General features: G+C 55.0%; 14 protein-coding genes. 13 read left to right on the top strand and 1 reads right to left on the bottom strand.

All coding sequences use genetic code 11. The features are described from left to right. Positions 1–102: 102 nt before the first annotated feature. The 9 genes from DL346_RS24090 to DL346_RS29185 all read left to right on the top strand — a co-directional run bounded on the left by DL346_RS24090 (position 103) and on the right by DL346_RS29185 (position 11,501). The gene (locus DL346_RS24090; RefSeq protein ID WP_112884940.1) at positions 103–4,962 is read left to right on the top strand and encodes a S8 family serine peptidase; all 4,860 of its coding nucleotides are present in this window, start codon (positions 103–105) and stop codon (positions 4,960–4,962) included. A gap of 57 nt (positions 4,963–5,019) precedes the next feature. After that, positions 5,020–5,277 (top strand): S-layer homology domain-containing protein, encoded by a 258-nt coding sequence (locus DL346_RS24085; RefSeq protein ID WP_112884939.1) that lies wholly within the window; start codon positions 5,020–5,022, stop codon positions 5,275–5,277. A 335-nt stretch (positions 5,278–5,612) separates the two neighbouring features. After that, a complete protein-coding gene (locus DL346_RS24080) occupies positions 5,613–6,947 on the top strand; it encodes an arsenic transporter (RefSeq protein ID WP_112885092.1) in 1,335 nt (444 codons plus the stop codon). Between the two features lie 31 nt (positions 6,948–6,978). Further along, positions 6,979–7,650 (top strand): hypothetical protein, encoded by a 672-nt coding sequence (locus tag DL346_RS24075; RefSeq protein WP_112884938.1) that lies wholly within the window; start codon positions 6,979–6,981, stop codon positions 7,648–7,650. A gap of 264 nt (positions 7,651–7,914) precedes the next feature. Further along, positions 7,915–8,748, top strand: coding sequence for an electron transfer flavoprotein subunit beta/FixA family protein (locus DL346_RS24070; RefSeq protein WP_112884937.1), 834 nt, complete (start codon positions 7,915–7,917; stop codon positions 8,746–8,748). Next, positions 8,745–9,776, top strand: coding sequence for an electron transfer flavoprotein subunit alpha/FixB family protein (locus DL346_RS24065; protein WP_112884936.1), 1,032 nt, complete (start codon positions 8,745–8,747; stop codon positions 9,774–9,776). The genes DL346_RS24070 and DL346_RS24065 overlap by 4 nt, the downstream gene beginning before the upstream one ends. After that, complete coding sequence (locus DL346_RS24060; RefSeq protein ID WP_112884935.1) at positions 9,760–11,055, top strand: FAD-dependent oxidoreductase; 1,296 nt, start codon at positions 9,760–9,762, stop codon at positions 11,053–11,055. The genes DL346_RS24065 and DL346_RS24060 overlap by 17 nt, the downstream gene beginning before the upstream one ends. Beyond that, positions 11,056–11,352, top strand: a complete 297-nt coding sequence (locus DL346_RS24055) for a ferredoxin family protein (RefSeq protein WP_112884934.1) — start codon at positions 11,056–11,058, stop codon at positions 11,350–11,352. 5 nt (positions 11,353–11,357) lie between these two features. Continuing rightward, positions 11,358–11,501: a hypothetical protein gene (locus DL346_RS29185; protein ID WP_165822650.1), complete on the top strand. Its 144-nt coding sequence runs from the start codon at positions 11,358–11,360 to the stop codon at positions 11,499–11,501. Positions 11,502–11,614: 113 nt separating this feature from the next. On the opposite strand, the gene DL346_RS24050 is transcribed toward DL346_RS29185, so the two are convergent. Continuing rightward, positions 11,615–13,948, bottom strand: a complete 2,334-nt coding sequence (locus tag DL346_RS24050; protein ID WP_112884933.1) for a bifunctional diguanylate cyclase/phosphodiesterase — start codon at positions 13,946–13,948, stop codon at positions 11,615–11,617. A 175-nt stretch (positions 13,949–14,123) separates the two neighbouring features. Here DL346_RS24050 and add point away from each other — a divergent pair, with 175 nt between their 5' ends. From add to DL346_RS24030, 4 genes are all read left to right on the top strand, one after another. Further along, positions 14,124–15,152, top strand: a complete 1,029-nt coding sequence (gene add / locus DL346_RS24045; RefSeq protein WP_112884932.1) for an adenosine deaminase — start codon at positions 14,124–14,126, stop codon at positions 15,150–15,152. 101 nt (positions 15,153–15,253) lie between these two features. After that, positions 15,254–16,354, top strand: a complete 1,101-nt coding sequence (locus tag DL346_RS24040) for a WD40/YVTN/BNR-like repeat-containing protein (protein WP_112884931.1) — start codon at positions 15,254–15,256, stop codon at positions 16,352–16,354. A gap of 5 nt (positions 16,355–16,359) precedes the next feature. Continuing rightward, positions 16,360–16,635, top strand: a complete 276-nt coding sequence (locus tag DL346_RS24035) for a MoaD/ThiS family protein (protein ID WP_165822649.1) — start codon at positions 16,360–16,362, stop codon at positions 16,633–16,635. Positions 16,636–16,830: 195 nt separating this feature from the next. Beyond that, positions 16,831–17,856 carry a ThiF family adenylyltransferase gene (locus DL346_RS24030; protein ID WP_112885091.1) on the top strand — a complete coding sequence of 342 codons (1,026 nt, stop codon included), beginning with the start codon at positions 16,831–16,833 and terminating at the stop codon, positions 17,854–17,856. Positions 17,857–17,929 lie beyond the last annotated feature (73 nt).

The raw sequence follows: 17,929 nt of genomic DNA, 5'->3' as shown, positions 1-17,929 counted from the left end.
AATTCCCCCCATTTACCTCTAGCGGCAATGCAAGTAGATTAGAAGATAGGTATTCTAGCATTCTTTATTTTTTTACTTTTTTTTCAATTAAGGAGAGTCGGTATGCAAAAAAGCAGCAGGAATAAACTTGTCTCGAAAGTTGTCGTCGGCAGCATGCTACTATCGCTTGCCCTTCCCTTTAATGTTTTTGCAGCGAATCCGCACGAGGATCCGAGTTATCTTCTGAATCAATTGTCGCCGGAGCAACAAAACGCACTAAACCAGCTGGATTTCAAGCGGCCCGTCATTTCGCCCGACCTGAACCTCAAGAGCTCGGGTTCCGTCGCCGTCATCGTGGAATTTAAGCAGGCGCCGGCGCAGGTGGAAGTGCTCAAACAATCGTCCAGAGGCGTGAAAATTTCCCCCAATGAAGCGCTGGAGGAAGCAGAGGATGACCATGCGACGTTCAAAAGCTTTGTGCGGCAACTGGCAGAGAAGAAAGCGGCCGAGCAAGGCCCAGCTGCCTTTGGAGCAGAAGAGATAGCAATCACTAGAGAATATCGTCATGCCTTTAATGGCGTTGCCATGTCTTTGCCTGGCAAAGACATCGAAAGCCTGCTAAGTTCGGGCGTCGTCAAACATATTTATAAGGATAATGTCGTACAGCTGGACCCGAAAGAGATGGAGCTGCTAACCGGGGCGGAGACCGCCCAGCAATCGGATGCCCCGTCCACCGATAACTCGATTCCGCTGGATGGCATTTACGACCTGCATGCGAAGGGCATTAAAGGCCAAGGGATTAAAGTGGGCGTACTGGACACGGGGATTGACTATAATCATCCTGATTTGACGCACGCCTATAAAGGCTACCGCGCGCAAGAGGGCGTAGATCCGAAGACGATTGATCCAACTACCGTCAAAGGCTGGGACGCCATCGATAACGATGCGGACCCCATGGAAACCACCTATAAGGATTGGCAAGCCTCCGGTCAACCGGAGGATCAGGGAAGCGGGACCTACTATACGTCTCACGGCACGCACGTGTCCGGAACGATCGCTGCCCGCGCGGAGAACGGCGCGACCGATGCGCCGACGCTTGGCGTAGCCCCTGAAGCGGATCTGTATGCGTACCGTGTATTAGGCCCTTACGGCGGCGGCACGGAGAGCCAGATTATGGCGGGGATTGATAAGGCCGTTCAAGACGGCATGGATGTCATCAACCTTTCTCTTGGGGTTATGGTTAATGACCCGCTCATGGCCGAGGCCGTCTCGATCAACAACGCAACGCTGCTTGGCGTAGTATGCGCGGTAGCGGCAGGCAATGCAGGACCGGATGAGAAAACGGTAACCTCTCCGGGCACGTCGCCGCTCGGCATTACGGTTGGCGCAAGCGATTTTGCGATTACGCTGAAGACCATGACGGGCAGCGTGTCGGATGCATCGGGTTCGATTTCGCTGGATGAGATGCATGTTATTGCGTACAACTATTCCTCGATGGAAAGCTTGTTGAACACGGAACAACCCTTCGAGATCGTTGATGTAGGATTAGCGGATACGGCTGACTTCGAAGGCAAGGACCTTACGGGAAAAATCGCATTCATTCAGCGCGGCACGCTTTCCCTCCAGACCAAAGTGGAAAATGCGGCGAAAGCAGGCGCTATTGCCGCGATCATGTCGAATAACGCGGATGGCGATATTCCGTTTGTAGGCGATGGCTCTGGCTTGATCCCGACCTTCGGAACGACTCAAGCGGTAGGCGAAGCCTTGAAAGCAATGGCGGATCCGAAGGTGTCGTTCAACTCCATCGGAAGCACCGTTACCGAAGGCGGCCATTTGGCTAATTTCAGCGGCAGAGGCCCCGTTAACGGCAGCTACGATATTAAGCCGGATGTCGTCGGGCCGGGCGTGAACGTGTACTCGACTTACCCGGAGTATATTCACAGCCCTGAAGAAGGCATTGACTATTCGCATGCGTATGCGCGCATTTCGGGCACATCGATGGCAACGCCGCATGTAGCGGGTATTATCGCCCTTATTTTGCAGCAGCAACCCGACTACACGCCGTTTGACGTTAGAGCGGCTCTGATGAATACGGCGGACGATCTGAACGGCGACTACTCCGTTTATCAAGCGGGTGCTGGCGAAGTCGACGTGACGGAAGCCGTGAATGCGGATGTGTCTATAACGGTATTGAACAAAGTCCAGACGCTCGATCAGAAAGGAATGCCGGTTACGATTGACAACCCTACAGGTTCGATTTCCTTCGGCAACCATGCTAAGTTCCAGGAGATCGGCGAAAGCAGAAGCATGACCATCACGAACCGCGGCGCAATCAATAAAACCTTTACGATAGCTGCCGAGTATTTTGCGGGCGGCAGCGTGAACGCGGCGGACAACAACGTTTCGGTTGATGTTGGAGGCGTAGATTCCGTAATGGTTCCTGCCGGAGCATCGGTCACCTTGCCGGTAACCGTTGTCGTTCCGTCCACTGCGGCCAACGGCAGATATGAAGGCTATGTCCACCTTGCCAACGCGGAAAATGCAGAAGAGAAGTATCAGCTTCCGTTTGCGATTCGCGTCGTGGAGCCGGGCATCGACTATATGCGCCTGTTAAATCCGGCGTTCATGTCGGAGTATCCGTCGGTTGCTCATCCGTTCCAAGACAGCATGAAGTTTTTGATGTTCAAGCTGAACAGTCCTATGGTCTCCGTGGAAACCGTAGTGACGGATAAAGACGGAAATCCGATCGGAAGCTTCGCTGCACAACCCCGTGATGCAACGGATGCCCCGGTCGATGAAGAGCTTTGGATTCAAGTGGGCGAGCATATACTCCCGTATATCGGCGATCCAGCGGACAATCGGATTTCGACGCAATATGAGCTATTAAACGAAGGCGAATATAAGCTTCGTCTAATTGCGAAGGATGCAGAGGGCCGCACCTACACGAAGGAACAAATGTTTATTATCGATAATAAGCGCCCTACGCTGACGTTCAATGATTATGCGCCAGGCGTGTATGAAGTCGACGATTCGATGTTTACGACGGAAGAATTGCAAGGCACGAGCCACGATGCGATTTGGATTCATGCTAACCTGAGCGACGAGGGGACGGCAAAGCTGGCGCCGCTTGGCATCACGCAAGCCGCTAACCGTCTGTTCTATTACCAGAACCAGAATATCTACCCCGACGGCGAGTTCAAAGTCGAGGACAATGGCGATGTGAAGTTCGGCGTCACGCGCGAAGATTTGATCGATCCGGAAACGAAAAAGGACAAGCCGCTTACGCTGGCGCTATTCCCGATCGATTTGGCGACGAACGGTTACCTGGTCGCGGATTTCCAGCATTACGGATTTATCAAAGCGGGCTCCCCTTATGTTGTTCCAGAGTATGATAAGGACAAATTGTATTTAAACGATGAAGTCACCATGACGCTCAACCTTCATAATGTTGAGGATTTGATCGCAGGCACATACGATGTGAGCTACTACAGAGAACTTGAATTTGTAAATGTGAAAGTAAACGATGCATTCCAGGCAAAAGCAGACGAAGCAGGCGTAACCGTTAAACTGGATGAACCGGTCATTCACGAGGACCCGGTTTGGTCTTCCAAGAACGTAGTGAACGTCGGTGCCTCCGTAGTCGGCGATAACTTCGCCGGATTCGACGGAGACATGCCCTTCGTTGATGTGACGTTCAAATTGATTGATGACAGGTTGTACACCGGTCTCGATAAGATGAATATCGAACAGAACATCGAGAAGTTTTTCTATACGAAAGCCGGAGAGGAAGCTGCTGTGGAAATTCCTCTTTTCAATCAAGTCGACAGCTACAAAGTGGCAGCTAAGCATTCCAATGTAGAAGGGTCATTGTGGCCTGAAGCCTTCATGACCTTCGACGGTGATTTTGGCAATCTGGATTATTCCAAAGACTACGGCAAAATGGGAGCTAAAGTGACCGCGAACTTAGATGGTACTGCGTATGAGGGGACTATTGAGCGAAATGGCAGGGTCTTTTTCAATAATCTCCCGCTCAGCGAAACCGAGACGGAATTCACCATTGAAATTCCAGGGCATTTGACTAGCCAAGTCTCTATGAAAATCGGTAAAACGATGTTTGATGAACGTGTTGGGGAGAATGCTATGTTAGCTCAAGCCCTCAACCTTGCCGGCGATGTGAACGGCGATCATAGGATCGATATTCTGGATGCGCAGCGGGTGGCCGCTCAAGCCTATAAGCGCTCCGACACGAATTTCCCGGCGGAAGATTTGAACCAGGATGGGCTCGTTGACGAGAAGGACATGGCTTTTATCGTCAAGAACTTCCTGAAGGCAGACTTCGAGGCTACGGGAACGCCGCAAGAGACAGTCGGCGGTAAAGGCGTGCAGGATTTCGTCGATGAATTGGCAGATACTGCACCGATCAGCGACCTTATGAATAAATCGTTCAACGAGCATGAAGCTAAATTCAAATGGAGTGCTGCAGAAGGCGCGGAGGCGATCTCCATCGACCAGTCTAGCGATGACGGCGCTACTTGGAAGGTGGCGGAGACGGTAAAACCGCTTGCGCTGGACGCAACGACAGCAAAGGTACAAGGCTTGAAAGCAGGTACAGCCTATAAATTCAGAATCGTTGTAACAGGCGGGCCGAACGCGGGCATTTCCAATATCGTGGATGTGACGACACCAGTGACGCCAATCAGCGATTTCACGAACAAATCCGTTACCGAGAAAGAAGCTGAGTTCCAATGGAGCGCTGCATCGGAAGCATGGGAGCTTGCGATTGAACAATCGACCGATAATGGCGCGACTTGGACGAAATCCGAGGTGAAGGATGGGCTGGCTGCCGACGCCGCCGCAGCAACGGTAACGGGATTAACGGCAGGTACGGCGTATAAGTTCAGAATCGTCGTATCGGGCGGGCCGAACGCGGGTGTATCCAATATCGTATCGGTGAAGACTGCACGAAAAAATAAATTGAAATGATCGCTTCGGGGTTGTTGTTAAAGGCACTTCGGTAGCTTCGCGCCGAACGCTACGATTATGCGAGAAGAGATGGCGGTTATGCTGGCCGGCGCGCTAAAATTCGCGGGCAAAGCATCTGGTTCATCGACGAAGCTTTCGTTTACGGACAAGGGAAGCATCGCAAACTGGGCACAGGCTGCGGTCGCACAAGCGACTGGAGCAGGCATTCTGCAAGGCAACAAGGAAGGCGCATTCTTGCCGAAGGCGAGAGCGACTCGTGCGGAAGCTGCTGTCGTGTTGAAGCGTTGGCTGCAATACGTGGGCTTCATGAAGTAAACAGATGGGACTGGGCAGGCATGAATCTGCTCAGTCCTATTTTTTATGCCGACTTTATCGAATCTGGGCGATAGGCAATGATCTCGACCCGGCATCCGTCATTCCGGGGTATCTATCAAGCGTTGATAGATGATGGTTTTCATAGAGTTGGGGGTATTGTCCAGTACGAGCCATCTGTCTTGTACATATAAATACAGTAGATCACGGATAGAAAGGGGCGTGAGAAAGAGGAATCTATGAAAATAAGCACGGCAGCAAGCGTTGCGATTCGGTGTTGAAAGGAGACAAAAGACTAGAGATATGAACATCTGAAGAGAGGTAAAGACATGCACAACATGCACGACTTAATGGCTTTGATTACAGTGTGCACCTTCTTGCTTACCATCGGCTTCATCCTGTGGCGTCCTAACATCAATGAAGCCTACCCGGCAACGGTCGGCGCCTTTATCGTGTTCCTGACCGGCACCGTGACGTTCGCCGATCTCGGAGCCATCACGGAAACAATCGGCGGCGCCGCCATTACGATCATGGCGACCATCGTAATGGCGATCGTGCTCGAGAGCTTCGGCTTCTTCAACTGGGCGGCCGAAATCTTAACCCGAACGGCTCGCGGCTCCGGCATTCGTCTGTTTTGGCTGACAAACCTGTTCTGTTTTCTGATGACGCTCTTCGTCAACAACGACGGCAGCATTTTGATCACGACACCGATCCTGCTTATGCTTCTCAAGAACATGGGGCTCAAGAACCGCCAGAAAATTCCGTATCTCCTCTCCGGCGCACTGATCGCCACCGCCTCCAGCGCCCCTATCGGCGTCAGCAACATCGTCAATCTGATCGCACTGAAAATCGTTGATATGGATCTCTACATGCAAACAGCGATGATGTTCGTACCTTCCTTCCTGGGGCTCTTGCTGCTTACGGTGCTGCTGTTCGCCATGTTCTACCGGACGCTCCCGAAGAAGCTGCCCGCCGTCAAGAAATGGCATTTCCCGCCGGGAGGCCATCCGCTCAAAGGCGGTGTGCTGAACACGGAGAACCGCGGCAAGTTCATGCGGAACGTGCTCATCTTCATCTTCTGCGTGCGCGTTAGCCTGTTCGTCGCATCCTATATTCATTTCCCGGTGTCGCTCATGGCGGTGATCGGCTCGGCCGCTCTGCTCGGATGGCGCTGGATCTACTTGAAAATACCGCCGCTCGACATGGTCAAGAAAACGCCGTGGTATATTCTGATCTTTGCTTTCGGTATGTACGTCATTATTTACGGGTTGAAAAATATCGGCTTGACCGAATTGCTCATCCACTATTTACAGCCGCTCATCTCCGGCAGCCTATTGCATGCAAGCGTTCTAATGGGCGCCTTGATGACCATCATGTCCAACCTGTTCAACAATCATCCGGCCTTGATGATCGGTACATTGACGCTAACGAATATGGGACTCGATCCGCTTACGCTGAAAGTCTCCTACCTGGCAAGCGTCATTGGCAGCGACATCGGCTCGCTTCTGCTTCCGATCGGCACGCTGGCCACCATCATGTGGATGCACATCATTCGAAAAGGGGGCGTGAAACTCAACTGGGGCGAGTATTTGAAAGTCACGATCATCGTCATTCCGGTGACGGTGTTAGCAACGCTTGTTATGCTCACGTACTGGGTGTACTGGATTTTTTGATTATGCAGCAAACAAAAAAGGAGGGACTGGCTTGAACGAATTGTTACCCTATCTTGCGGAAAATATGATCGTGGAGGTGACCGGCAAACAGCTGCTACCGGGTAAGTTGGTCGATGTCGGTCCGGATATTCTCGTTCTGTATCACCAAGACAGGTACTTGTATATTCCGACCGCGCACGTGTACAGCTTAAAGCCTGACGCGGTTGGCAGCGACGATTCCATTGGCGGGACCGATGAGCCTTCCGTACTCTTGCATACGGATCCAATCACGCTTTCATCGGTGCTGCAGGAAGCGAAAGGATTGTTCGTCGAAATCTACGTCAGCGGCAGCAAACCGATCCATGGCTATTTGCACGGCATCATGAACGATTTCCTCGTCATTCATTCACCGATCTATAATGCGGTTTACGTCTCCACGCGCCACATGAAATGGCTCATTCCTTATCCGACATCCCATATCCCCTATGCAAGAAGCGTGGACAAAATGTCGATGAAGCCCCTTGCTCCGGTCGGTGCCGGAAGCTTCGAGGATTTATGTAAAAAAGAAGAAGGCAACATGGTGGTGATGGATGTAGGCGGCCAAACCGCTAAACTTGGCGTGATCAAGAAGGTGAACAGCGGGATTATCGATTTCATCGATGCGAACGGAAGCAATAAATTAATCAACGTTCACCATGTCAAAACCATGTATGCGCCTAAGTAACCCTCGCGGAACTGCGGACATGCGGGGTATTGTCGCGTTGATGGACAGCTTTATAAAAAAAAAAAGAAGACCCCCACAAGAAGGTCGCAGAAGAGATCCATGCACATCAATAGCTTATGTCACGTTGAATTTGCGCGACTGGGTATTTTGGTCAAGATTTTACAAGGCTTGAACAACTATTTGTTCAAGCTTTTGTTGTGGGCAGGCATTTTCTGGGTCATGCATCTATATAATTTTAGTATTTAGACGAGAGGTGCTGAAGTGATGCTGCATATTGTCGCCTGCATTAAGCAAGTGCCGGATACGAAAATCATCAAGATGAACCCCAAAACCAATACGATGGATCGTGCCAGCGCGCCGGCGATTCTGAATCCATACGACGCGCACGCGGTGGAGGAAGCGGTTCGGCTGAAGCAGCGCTACGGCGGAACCGTTTCGGTCCTTACGATGGGGCCGCCGCCGGCTGTCAAAGCGATTCGCAAATGCATCGAGATCGGCGCAGACGAGGGGTATATGATTTCGGACCGCGCATTCGCCGGAGCGGATACGCTCGCCACTAGCTACGCCTTAACGAAAGCGCTTAACAAAATCGCCAAGGAGAGACCGATCGACCTGATTATCTGCGGCAAAATGACGATCGACGGCGATACCGGCCAAGTAGGTCCGGGCATCGCGCGGCGGCTGGACATTCCGCCGCTTACCTCGGTGAAGAAGATTGTGGAGATCGACAAGGAGAAGGGCATCGCGATTCTTCACCGCAAGCTGGAGGACGGCTATGAGGTCGTTTCCTCGACGATGCCGTGCCTGTTCTCCGTCGAGAAGGATATTAACGAGGTGCCTTATTCGACGATGCCTAACATGTTAAGAGCAGCCCGGTATAACCCGCATATATGGTCCGTCAACGATTTGGAGGATGTCGACAAAGCGCAGCTGGGCTTGAAAGGGTCGCCGACCATCGTATCGTCGGTGTGGGCGCCGCAGAAGCCTCAGGGCGGGCAAATGCTGGATGGCAAGGCGGCGGATCAGGTCAGCCAGCTGCTTGGCATCATGTTGGAGAAGAAGGAGCTGTTCCAAGTGAAGGGGGAATCGACGTCATGAGCTTCGAGGATTACCGCGGCGTGTGGGTGTTCATGGAAGTGAAGGACGGGGCGATCGTACCCGTGGCGAAGGAACTGCTGGGCGCGGGAAGGCAGTTGGCCGACAAACGGAAGACGGAGCTGGCCGGCGTACTTATTGGCGATGGGGTGAGCGCGCTTGCAGAGGAAGCCATCTATTACGGTGCGGATCAGGTTTACGTCTATGACGCGCCGATTTTCAAGCATTACCGTACCGAAACGTACATGCGGGCGCTGCTCGCCTGCACGGAGAAATACAAGCCCGAGATTATCCTCTATGGCGCAACGTCGACGGGCAAGGATTTGGCAAGCGCCGTCGCCACGGACCTCCCGACAGGCCTCACCGCTGATACTACGCAGCTGGACGTGGAAGAGGACACAGGTCTCCTGCTCGCAAGCCGGCCCGCCTTCGGCGGCAACATCATGGCGACGATCCTATGCAAGAAATACCGGCCGCAAATGGCCACGGTAAGGCCGAAGGTCGTGCGGGCGCTTCCGCGCGACGCGTCCCGCATCGGGACGATCACCCGGGAGTCCATCGAGCTGCGCGAGGAGGATGTCCGGACGAAGGTGCTCGAGATCGTGCGCCAAACGGTGCAACGCGTGCGCATCGACGAGGCGGACATTATCGTCGCCGGCGGCAAGGGGCTCGGCAGCCCGGCCGGCTTTCAGCTCATCCATGAGTTTGCGGATGTGATCGGCGCCGCCGTAGGCGCAAGCCGCGACGTGGTCGAGGCCGGCTGGATCGGCCATCATCACCAGGTCGGCCAGACGGGCGTGACGGTGACGCCGAAGATTTATTTTGCCATCGGCATCTCCGGCGCCATTCAGCATATCGTTGGCATGCAAAACTCCGGCCTGATTATTGCGATCAATAAAGACCCTGGCGCGCTCATCTTCCAATCCTGCCACTACGGCATCGTTGGCGATGCCTTCGAAATCGTGCCGATGCTCATCGAGCAGTTCAAGCATGCGCTTGGGAAGGAGAGTTCATATGCCCGAAAAGTTTGATTGTATCGTCGTAGGCGCGGGACCGGCCGGCATTGCCTGCGCTTACGAGCTTGCGAAGGCCGGCGTGAACGTGCTGCTGCTGGAGAGAGGGGAGTATCCAGGCTCCAAAAACGTCATGGGCGGCGTGCTGTACCGGCAGATGATGGAGGATGTCATTCCCGAGTTCTACAAGGAAGCGCCGCTCGAGCGCCCGATCGTGGAGCAGCGCTTCATGATGATGGATAAAGAATCGGCGCTTACGTTCGGCTACAAGGGACTGGAATGGGCGCGCGAGCCTTATAACAACTTCACCGTCCTGCGGGCCAAGTTCGACCAGTGGTTTGCGGGCAAGGCGGTGGAGCAGGGCGCGCTGCTGATCAACGAAACGGTCGCGCTCTCCTGCATCGTGGAGAACGGCAAGGTGGTGGGCGTGCAGACCGACCGCCCGGACGGCCAGCTCTACGCCGACGTCGTCGTGCTTGCCGACGGAGTCAACTCGCTGCTCGCCAAGTCGCTCGGCTTCCACAGAGAGTTCAAGCCCGACGAAGTGGCGCTGGCGACGATGGAAATATTGAAGCTGGATAAGAAGGTGATCGAGGATCGCTTCAACTTGGAGGAAGGCCAAGGCTGCACGATCGAGCTGTTCGGCGACGCGACCAAAGGCATCCTCGGCACCGGCTTCCTCTATACCAACAAGGATACGCTGAGCCTCGGCGTCGGCACGCTGCTCTCGGGCATGATCAAGCATAAGCTGAAGCCGCACCATCTGCTTGATTACGTGAAGAACCACCCGATGATCCGCCCGTTTGTCCAAGGCGCGGAGTCGCAGGAATATCTCGCGCATTTGATTCCGGAAGGCGGCTACCATTCCATGCCGAAGGTGGTCGGCGACGGCGTGCTAGTCGTGGGCGACGCGGCGCAGCTCGTCAATGCGATCCATCGCGAAGGCTCGAATATGGCGATGACGTCGGGACGGCTGGCCGCGGAAACGATCGTGCTCGCGAAGCAGGCGGGCGATTTCTCGGAGGCGTTCCTGGACCGTTACCGGAAGGAGCTGATGGGCAGCTTTGTCGGGGAGGATTTGAAGAAGTACAAGGATTCCACGCATCACTTTGACAAATTCCCGCAATACTTCGAACAATACATCCCGATGATGAACCGCGCCGCAAGCCAAATGTTCACCGTGGACGGAACCTCGAAACGGGAGAAACAGAAGAAGATCTGGCGGGATATCGGCTCAGCCAAGGAGAAGGTGAAAATCGCGCGGGATATGTACCGGGCTTGGAAGGTGATGAAGTAAATGAGCGAGTTGCCAAAAGGCCAGTCCATCGAGGAGAAGCAATATCTCCTGCGGTTCAATGCCGACACGAAGTCGCATTTGACCGTCCTTGACGCAGAGGTGTGCATGTCGAGCTGCCCGGACAAATTATGCACCATCTTCTGTCCGGCCGAGGTGTACAAGTGGGAGGATATCCGCATGCATGTCGGCTACGAAGGCTGCCATGAGTGCGGAAGCTGCCGGATCGGCTGTCCGCATCAGAACATCAAATGGGAATATCCGAAAGGTGGTCACGGAATCGTTTTCAGACTGGGGTGATAACGATGTTCGAGGTCGGGGATTATGTCGTGTTCTTGCTGGACGGTACGAGAGGGACGATTATGGAAATCGAGGGCGGATTATGCCATATCGCGTGGGAGGACCAGTTTGTCAGCTGGGAGCTGATCGAGCTGTTGGAGAAGCTTTAACGCGCGATTGCGCCGCATGCCGCCTAATTCGCGCTTAGACCGCAACCGGGTGGAGTTTGTATGCGCTCCTGCGCTCGTGCTCTAGCATGAAGAAGGGCTGACCCCTTGGGGAGTCAGCCCTTTTCTGCTGCCAATTCATACTCCGGTGAATGGTTGCTTAGGATGCGAGGAATCGAATCCGCCTTCTGAGGCGGGTAATACAGGTAGCCTTGAATATCGTGACAATGATTATGCTGCAGGAAAGCCAGCTGATCTTTCGTTTCGACGCCCTCCGCTATGATGGTCAATCCCAAGTGGCTGGCTAACAGCAGAATAGCCTGAATGATAGCCTCATCCTTGGGCTCCTTCGAGATGCCGCCTACGAAAGAGCGGTCGATTTTGATTTTGTCGATCGGCAGCCGTTTCAAGTAGCTGAGCGAGGAGTAATGGGTCCCGAAGTCGTCGATCGAAATCGTAATCTGCAGATTGCGCAGCTCCTGGAGCGTTTCCGCGTTCTCGTCCTGCATGGCGAGGTTCTCGGTAATCTCCAGCTCCAGATAGGCCGGGTCCAGTCCCGTTTCGGCCAGAATCGTCTTGATCATCTCCGTCAGCTTGCCCCGCTGCTTGAATTGGCGGGCGGATAGATTGACCGCGACCCGGATCGGGTCGGCACCGGCGTCCTGCCAGGCTCTGCTCTGTTTGCAGACGGTTCGCAGCACCCATTCCCCGATCGGCTCGATCAGGCCGCATTCTTCCGCGATCGGGATAAAGACGGAAGGGGGAATGGGCCCTCGCTTCGGATGGTTCCACCGGATGAGCGCTTCCAGACCGATGATTTCCCGGCTCTTGATTTCCACTTGAGGCTGATAGTAGATGTCGAACTCGTCGTTGTCGAGCGCGCGCCTTAAGCTGTTTTTGATATAAATCTTCTCTTCCGCATCCACGTTGAGCGTATCGTCGTAGATCCGGTAATTGTTCTTGCCCTCATCCTTCGCGCGATACATCGCCGCATCGGCATACTTCATCAGCTGCTCGGCCCCGTCGCTGTGATCCGGGAAGATGGTCACGCCGATGCTTGCGGTGACGTAGTACTCGATCTGCTGAAGGATGAACGGCTGCTGAAACAGGTTCATGACTTGCTGCGCCGTATGCTGCACGTGCGCTAAGTCCTTCATCACCGGCATGATGATCGTAAATTCGTCCCCGCCGATCCGCGAGAGCGATTCGCCGCACGTCAGCAGCATCGACAGCCGCTGGCCGACTTTCATGAGCAGCAGGTCGCCGTATGAATGGCCGAGCGTATCGTTGATGAGCTTGAATTGATCCAGATCGATGAAGAGCAGGGCGAAGCGGCGGTTTTTGCTTTTGGATGACAGGATTGTCTCTTCCAGCCGTTCCTGAAAGAATACCCGGTTGCCCAGTCCCGTCACCGCGTCGCGGTAGGCCACCTGTCTGAGCGTCTGCTCGGTGCCCACCAGCAAGCGGTACTGCGTCCGAAGCTCATCCTCGGTTGCGATCAACTCCTCGTACGTCGCCTCCAGCTGCTGGTTGGCTAATGTCAGGTTATTGGTGCGCTCCCGGACCATCACCTTCAGCTTATGTTTCTGCGTCAGCTGAATATAGATAAGATAGACGAGCAGAACGAGCCCTAGGAGACAGATCAGCTGAATGATCTGCATCTTCGTATCGGCCGCGTCGAGCTTCGATTTGTTTGGCAGAGCGGCGATTTCCCAGCTGCCTTCGACGAAAACCACTTTATCGAGGAGCGGAGAACGGTCAAAGAGATGCGGATCTCCGAAAATCACGTTTCCGTTCGCTTTCACGGCCAGGTCGATGCCCTTATTGGCCCTCGTCAGGCCGGCTTCCTCCAGGATCGGCGGCACATCCAGCACGATAGAGACGAAGCCCCAGAACTGCCCGTCAACGAAGATCGATTGCCTCGACAGCATGCCAAGCCCGCCTTGCGTCAGTTCGAAGGGGCCGACGATCGTCTTCGTACGAAGTTCCTTCGTCCGGACCGCATTGTCCCGGATGCCGGGGTCCGGATCAGCAAAGAGATCAAGCCCGAGGATGCTCTTGTTGCTCTGAAGCGGGTACACGAATTTCGCCACGCCGCCCGGGTAGACCGATAAGTTGCGAATGCAGCGAATGCTCCCGATAAAGTTCTCCGAAAATCTCTCAAAATGCTGCTGGTCAAGCGATCCGCCATCCATCAGCGATGTATCGACAAACGCCTTCAGACCGTCCGCCAATAGCAGCTTGCGCTCAAGCGCAAGCGTCAGCGAAGAAGCATTTGCGGCAAGCTCGTGAGAGGCGTCATGATAAACTTCTTTATGCAGCCAGCGGCCGTAGGCGCCCATGATCAACCAGAAGCAGCTGCCAAGCGCAATCGTGATCAGCAGAAGGAGGAACCATGTTCTTCGAGGAGTCGCGTACCGCAATTGCATATCGTCATTAAAGCTATCCAAGGTACACAAACTCCTTCCAAGCGGAACCGGGAAATTATACCCAGTTCGCTTGGTAATGTAGTTCGTCACCAATCGACAGAATCCTCCAATGTCCGATATAATAGGCTATCTTCTTATCAAAACCTTTCCAATTGGCTACACTAGCGAAACAATACATAACGAAAGGAAGTTTCGGATGAAGAACAAATGGCATCTGTTGCCGAAGGTGGACCTACATGTTCATCTGGACGGAAGCTTAAGTCCGGAGACCGCCCTTGAGATTGCGGCGGCCGAGGGGATAGAGCTGCCGGCTCGCGATGCTGCAGGCTTGGTCCCCTATATGCAGGTGGATGAAGAATGCCGCAGCTTGGTGGAATACTTAAGCAAGTTTGACTTCACGACGCGCTTCCTTCAGTCAGGCGCGGCGCTTGAGCGCGTTGCATACGAGACGCTGGCGCGGGCCGCCGCGCACAACTGCCGCTATATTGAGGTGCGGTTTGCGCCTCAGCTGCATACGCGGCACTGGCTTCACCCGGAACAGGCGATTCATCATGTTATCGAGGGCATCAAGCGGGCGGAGAAGGAACACGATATCGTGGGCCGCGCCATCGCCATTTGCATGCGCCACCACGAACGCGAGGACAATCTCGAGGTGATCGAGGCCGCCGCGAAGTACGAGGGTCGCGGCCTGGTTGCCGTCGATTTGGCGGGGGACGAGGCTTCCTTTCCTCCGGAGCTGTTCCGCGAGGTATTCGCGCTTGCTCATAAGCGGTCGCTGCCTGTCACGATTCATGCCGGCGAAGCGGCCGGGGCAGAGAACGTCTACGTTGCCGTGAAGCATCTCGGCGCCTCCCGGATCGGGCATGGCGTCAGACTGCGGGAAAATCCGGCTATTCTGCAGATGATGCTGGAGCAGCGCATTCCGCTGGAAATGTGCCCGGTCAGCAACATTCAGACGAAGGCGGTGGCGGACTGGGACGTGTATCCGATTCGCGACTACTATGATCAAGGGCTCGTCATAACGCTCAATACCGACAATCCCGGCGTTTCGGGCACCGACATTACGCGCGAGTACCGCATTGTGTCGGAGAAGTTTGATTTTACGGATGCGGAGCTGGGGGCGATAATCCGCAACGGCGTGAATGCAGCTTTCCTGGAGGATACCGCGAAGAAGGCGCTGAAGCAGCGGGTCGATCAGGAGCTGCAGGCGCTCGGGATAAAATAAAATGCGAGCATCCGTTCGGGTATCGGCAGGAATTCGTTACCATTTAGGCGAAGAATATGGAGAAGGATTCAGCCATATTAGCCAAGGAGGAATTCACTTAAATGGGAAAACGGGTTGTTTTGTTGATCGGAACGAATAAAGGGGTATTTCAATATACCTCGAACCTGGAGAGGAAGGAATGGAAGCTAAGCGGTCCATTCTTGCCGGGCTGGGAAGCGTATAGCGTGCTAGGCGACAGCAGGCACGGCAACCGGATTTATGCAGGCACTTCGCATGCCGCTTACGGCGCATCCATACGCGTATCGGATGATATGGGCGAGAGCTGGAGGCAAATCGAGAACGGCCCGTCCTATTCCCAGGAAAGCGGATTCGCCTTGAACCGGATCTGGCAGCTCGTACCCGGTCCGGCATCGGAGCCGGATACGCTGTACGCCGGGGCCGAGGAAGCGGGCTTGTTCGTCAGTTATGACCGAGGCGAGAATTGGCGCGAGATGAAGGGCTTGACGTCGCATCCGACGCGGCCGAATTGGTACCCTGGCGCAGGCGGCATGTGCCTGCATACGATTATCATCGATCCGGACAATAAACAGCGCATGTGGGTCGCCATGTCGGCAGTCGGCGTCTTCCGGAGCGAGGACGGCGGCGAAACGTGGAAGGCGTGCAATAAAGGGCTGGGGCGCGTGCCGACAGGGCAGCCGGAAGACGAGATCGGCTACTGCATTCATAAGATGGTTATCAACCCGGTTGACCCGAACACCCTCTACATGCAGGAGCATGGCGGCGTGTTCAAAACGACGGACGGCGGAGACAATTGGTTCCCGATCGAGGAAGGCTTGACCTTGAAAGGCGATGACGCGCCATTCGGCTTCCCGATCAGCGTTTCGCCGACGGGCGATCTGTTCCTCGTGCCGCTGGAGAGCAGCGAGCAGCGTTCGATGAAAGGCGGCAGGATGCTGGTTTACGGCATGCGGCCGGGAGAAAGCCGCTGGGAGCCGATCGGCGATGTCATGCCGGACGAGGAGCGCCATGTCAGCGTGCTTCGCGACGCGATGGCTGTCGATTCGCTCGACCCATACGGCCTCTATTTCGGCACAACATCGGGCGAGATCTACTGCTCGCTTGACCGCGGCGTGACGTGGGACAGGCTGCCGGGGCAGTTTTCCCGTATTTTGACCGTCAAACCTTGGATCATAGAGGAGTAATGCGCGTGCGTATTCAAGTATCTGTGCCGCTTCTGCTCAGCGATTGTACGAAGGGCAAGACGAAATTCGAGCTGGAAGCACGGACGCTTCAAGAAGCGCTGCAGCTGCTCGTGCAGGAGTATCCGCTGTTGAGGGTGCATTTGTACACGGAGCAAGGCGAGGTGCGCAAGCATGTGCTGCTTTACTATAACGACGACAATATTGCTTGGCTGGAGAAGCTGGATATTCCGCTGGCCGCAGGGGATAAGCTGCGCGTGCTGCAGGCTGTCTCCGGCGGATAACCGGAACCATTTATGGAGCTGCCCTCACTAGAGAGGGCGGCTCGACTTGCCCGGAGAGGAGTACGATTGTGCGTGAGCGTTTTTGATGAACAATATCCGTCGCCGCCAGCCCATGATGAGGATCAGCCGTCTGCGGAGCTAGAGTGTTTCGACGGTCTCGTGGAGGAGGACGGCAGAAGGTCCGCAGGTGCTTCTATGGACCCGGACCGGCAGAGAGAGCGCTATTCCAGGCAAATGCTGTTCCCGCCGATCGGCAGGAGCGGCCAGCAGAAGCTTGAAGCGGCAACGGTTGCCGTCGTCGGGATGGGCGCGCTCGGCACCGTCATCGCGAACCATATGGCCAGAGCGGGCGTTGGCACGCTGCGGATTATCGACCGCGACTATGTGGAGCGGAGCAATTTGCAGCGTCAGATGCTGTACGACGAAGACGATGCCCGGCAGGCTAGACCCAAAGCCGTCGCCGCCCAGCGGAAGCTCGCGCGCATTAACGGCGACGTCTTCGTTGAGGCGATCGTCTCGCATGTGACAGCGGAGAATGCGGAGGAGCTGCTGGATGGCGTCGATCTCGTGCTGGACGGGACGGACAATTTCCAGACGCGGCTGCTGCTGAACGACGTGTGCTTCAAGCGGGGCATTCCGTTCATCTATGGCGGCGCCGTAAGCTCGCACGGCATGACAGCCGTATTCATACCCGGCAAGACGTCTTGCCTCCGGTGCCTGCTGGGCGCCGGCGACAGCGGCGGAGACACTTGCGATACAGTAGGCGTCATATCGCCAATCGTTGATATCATCGCTTCGTTTCAAGCGGTGGAGGCGCTGAAATTTATCGTAGGCGCAGAGGGGGCGCAGCGGAAAGGGCTGCTCTCGCTTGAGATCTGGCAGTATCAGAGCATGGATTTGAAGCTGCCGCCGCCAAGACCGGACTGTCCGACCTGCGGTTTGCGGGAGTACCCGTCGCTGCATGCGGCGGGCGACGGCGGAGCCGTGACGCTGTGCGGCAGAGAAACGGTGCAAATCAACGGAAAGAAACCGCTTGATCTGGAGCAGATGAGCGCGAAGCTTGCGCCTGCCTGCGACGTGCAGCGCAATCCGTATCTTCTGAAGGCAGCGCTCCCGGAGGGAGAGCGGCTTGTCCTGTTTGCCGACGGTCGCGTGCTCGTGCAGGGAACGGAAGATCGGGCGCGGGCCCAATCGTTGTATGATCGTTATGTCGGATCCTGAATTTTTTTGTCCATTCGCGTATGGAAGCGGCAGCGGCCGGTCATAATAGCAAAGGGCAAGCATCTTACTTGCT

It is taken from the genome of Paenibacillus montanisoli (assembly GCF_003268025.1).
GTDB classification, from domain to species: Bacteria; Bacillota; Bacilli; order Paenibacillales; family Paenibacillaceae; genus Paenibacillus_Z; species Paenibacillus_Z montanisoli.
Note: the sequence above shows the minus strand (reverse complement) of the source record. Positions and strands in the feature narration are given on the sequence as shown.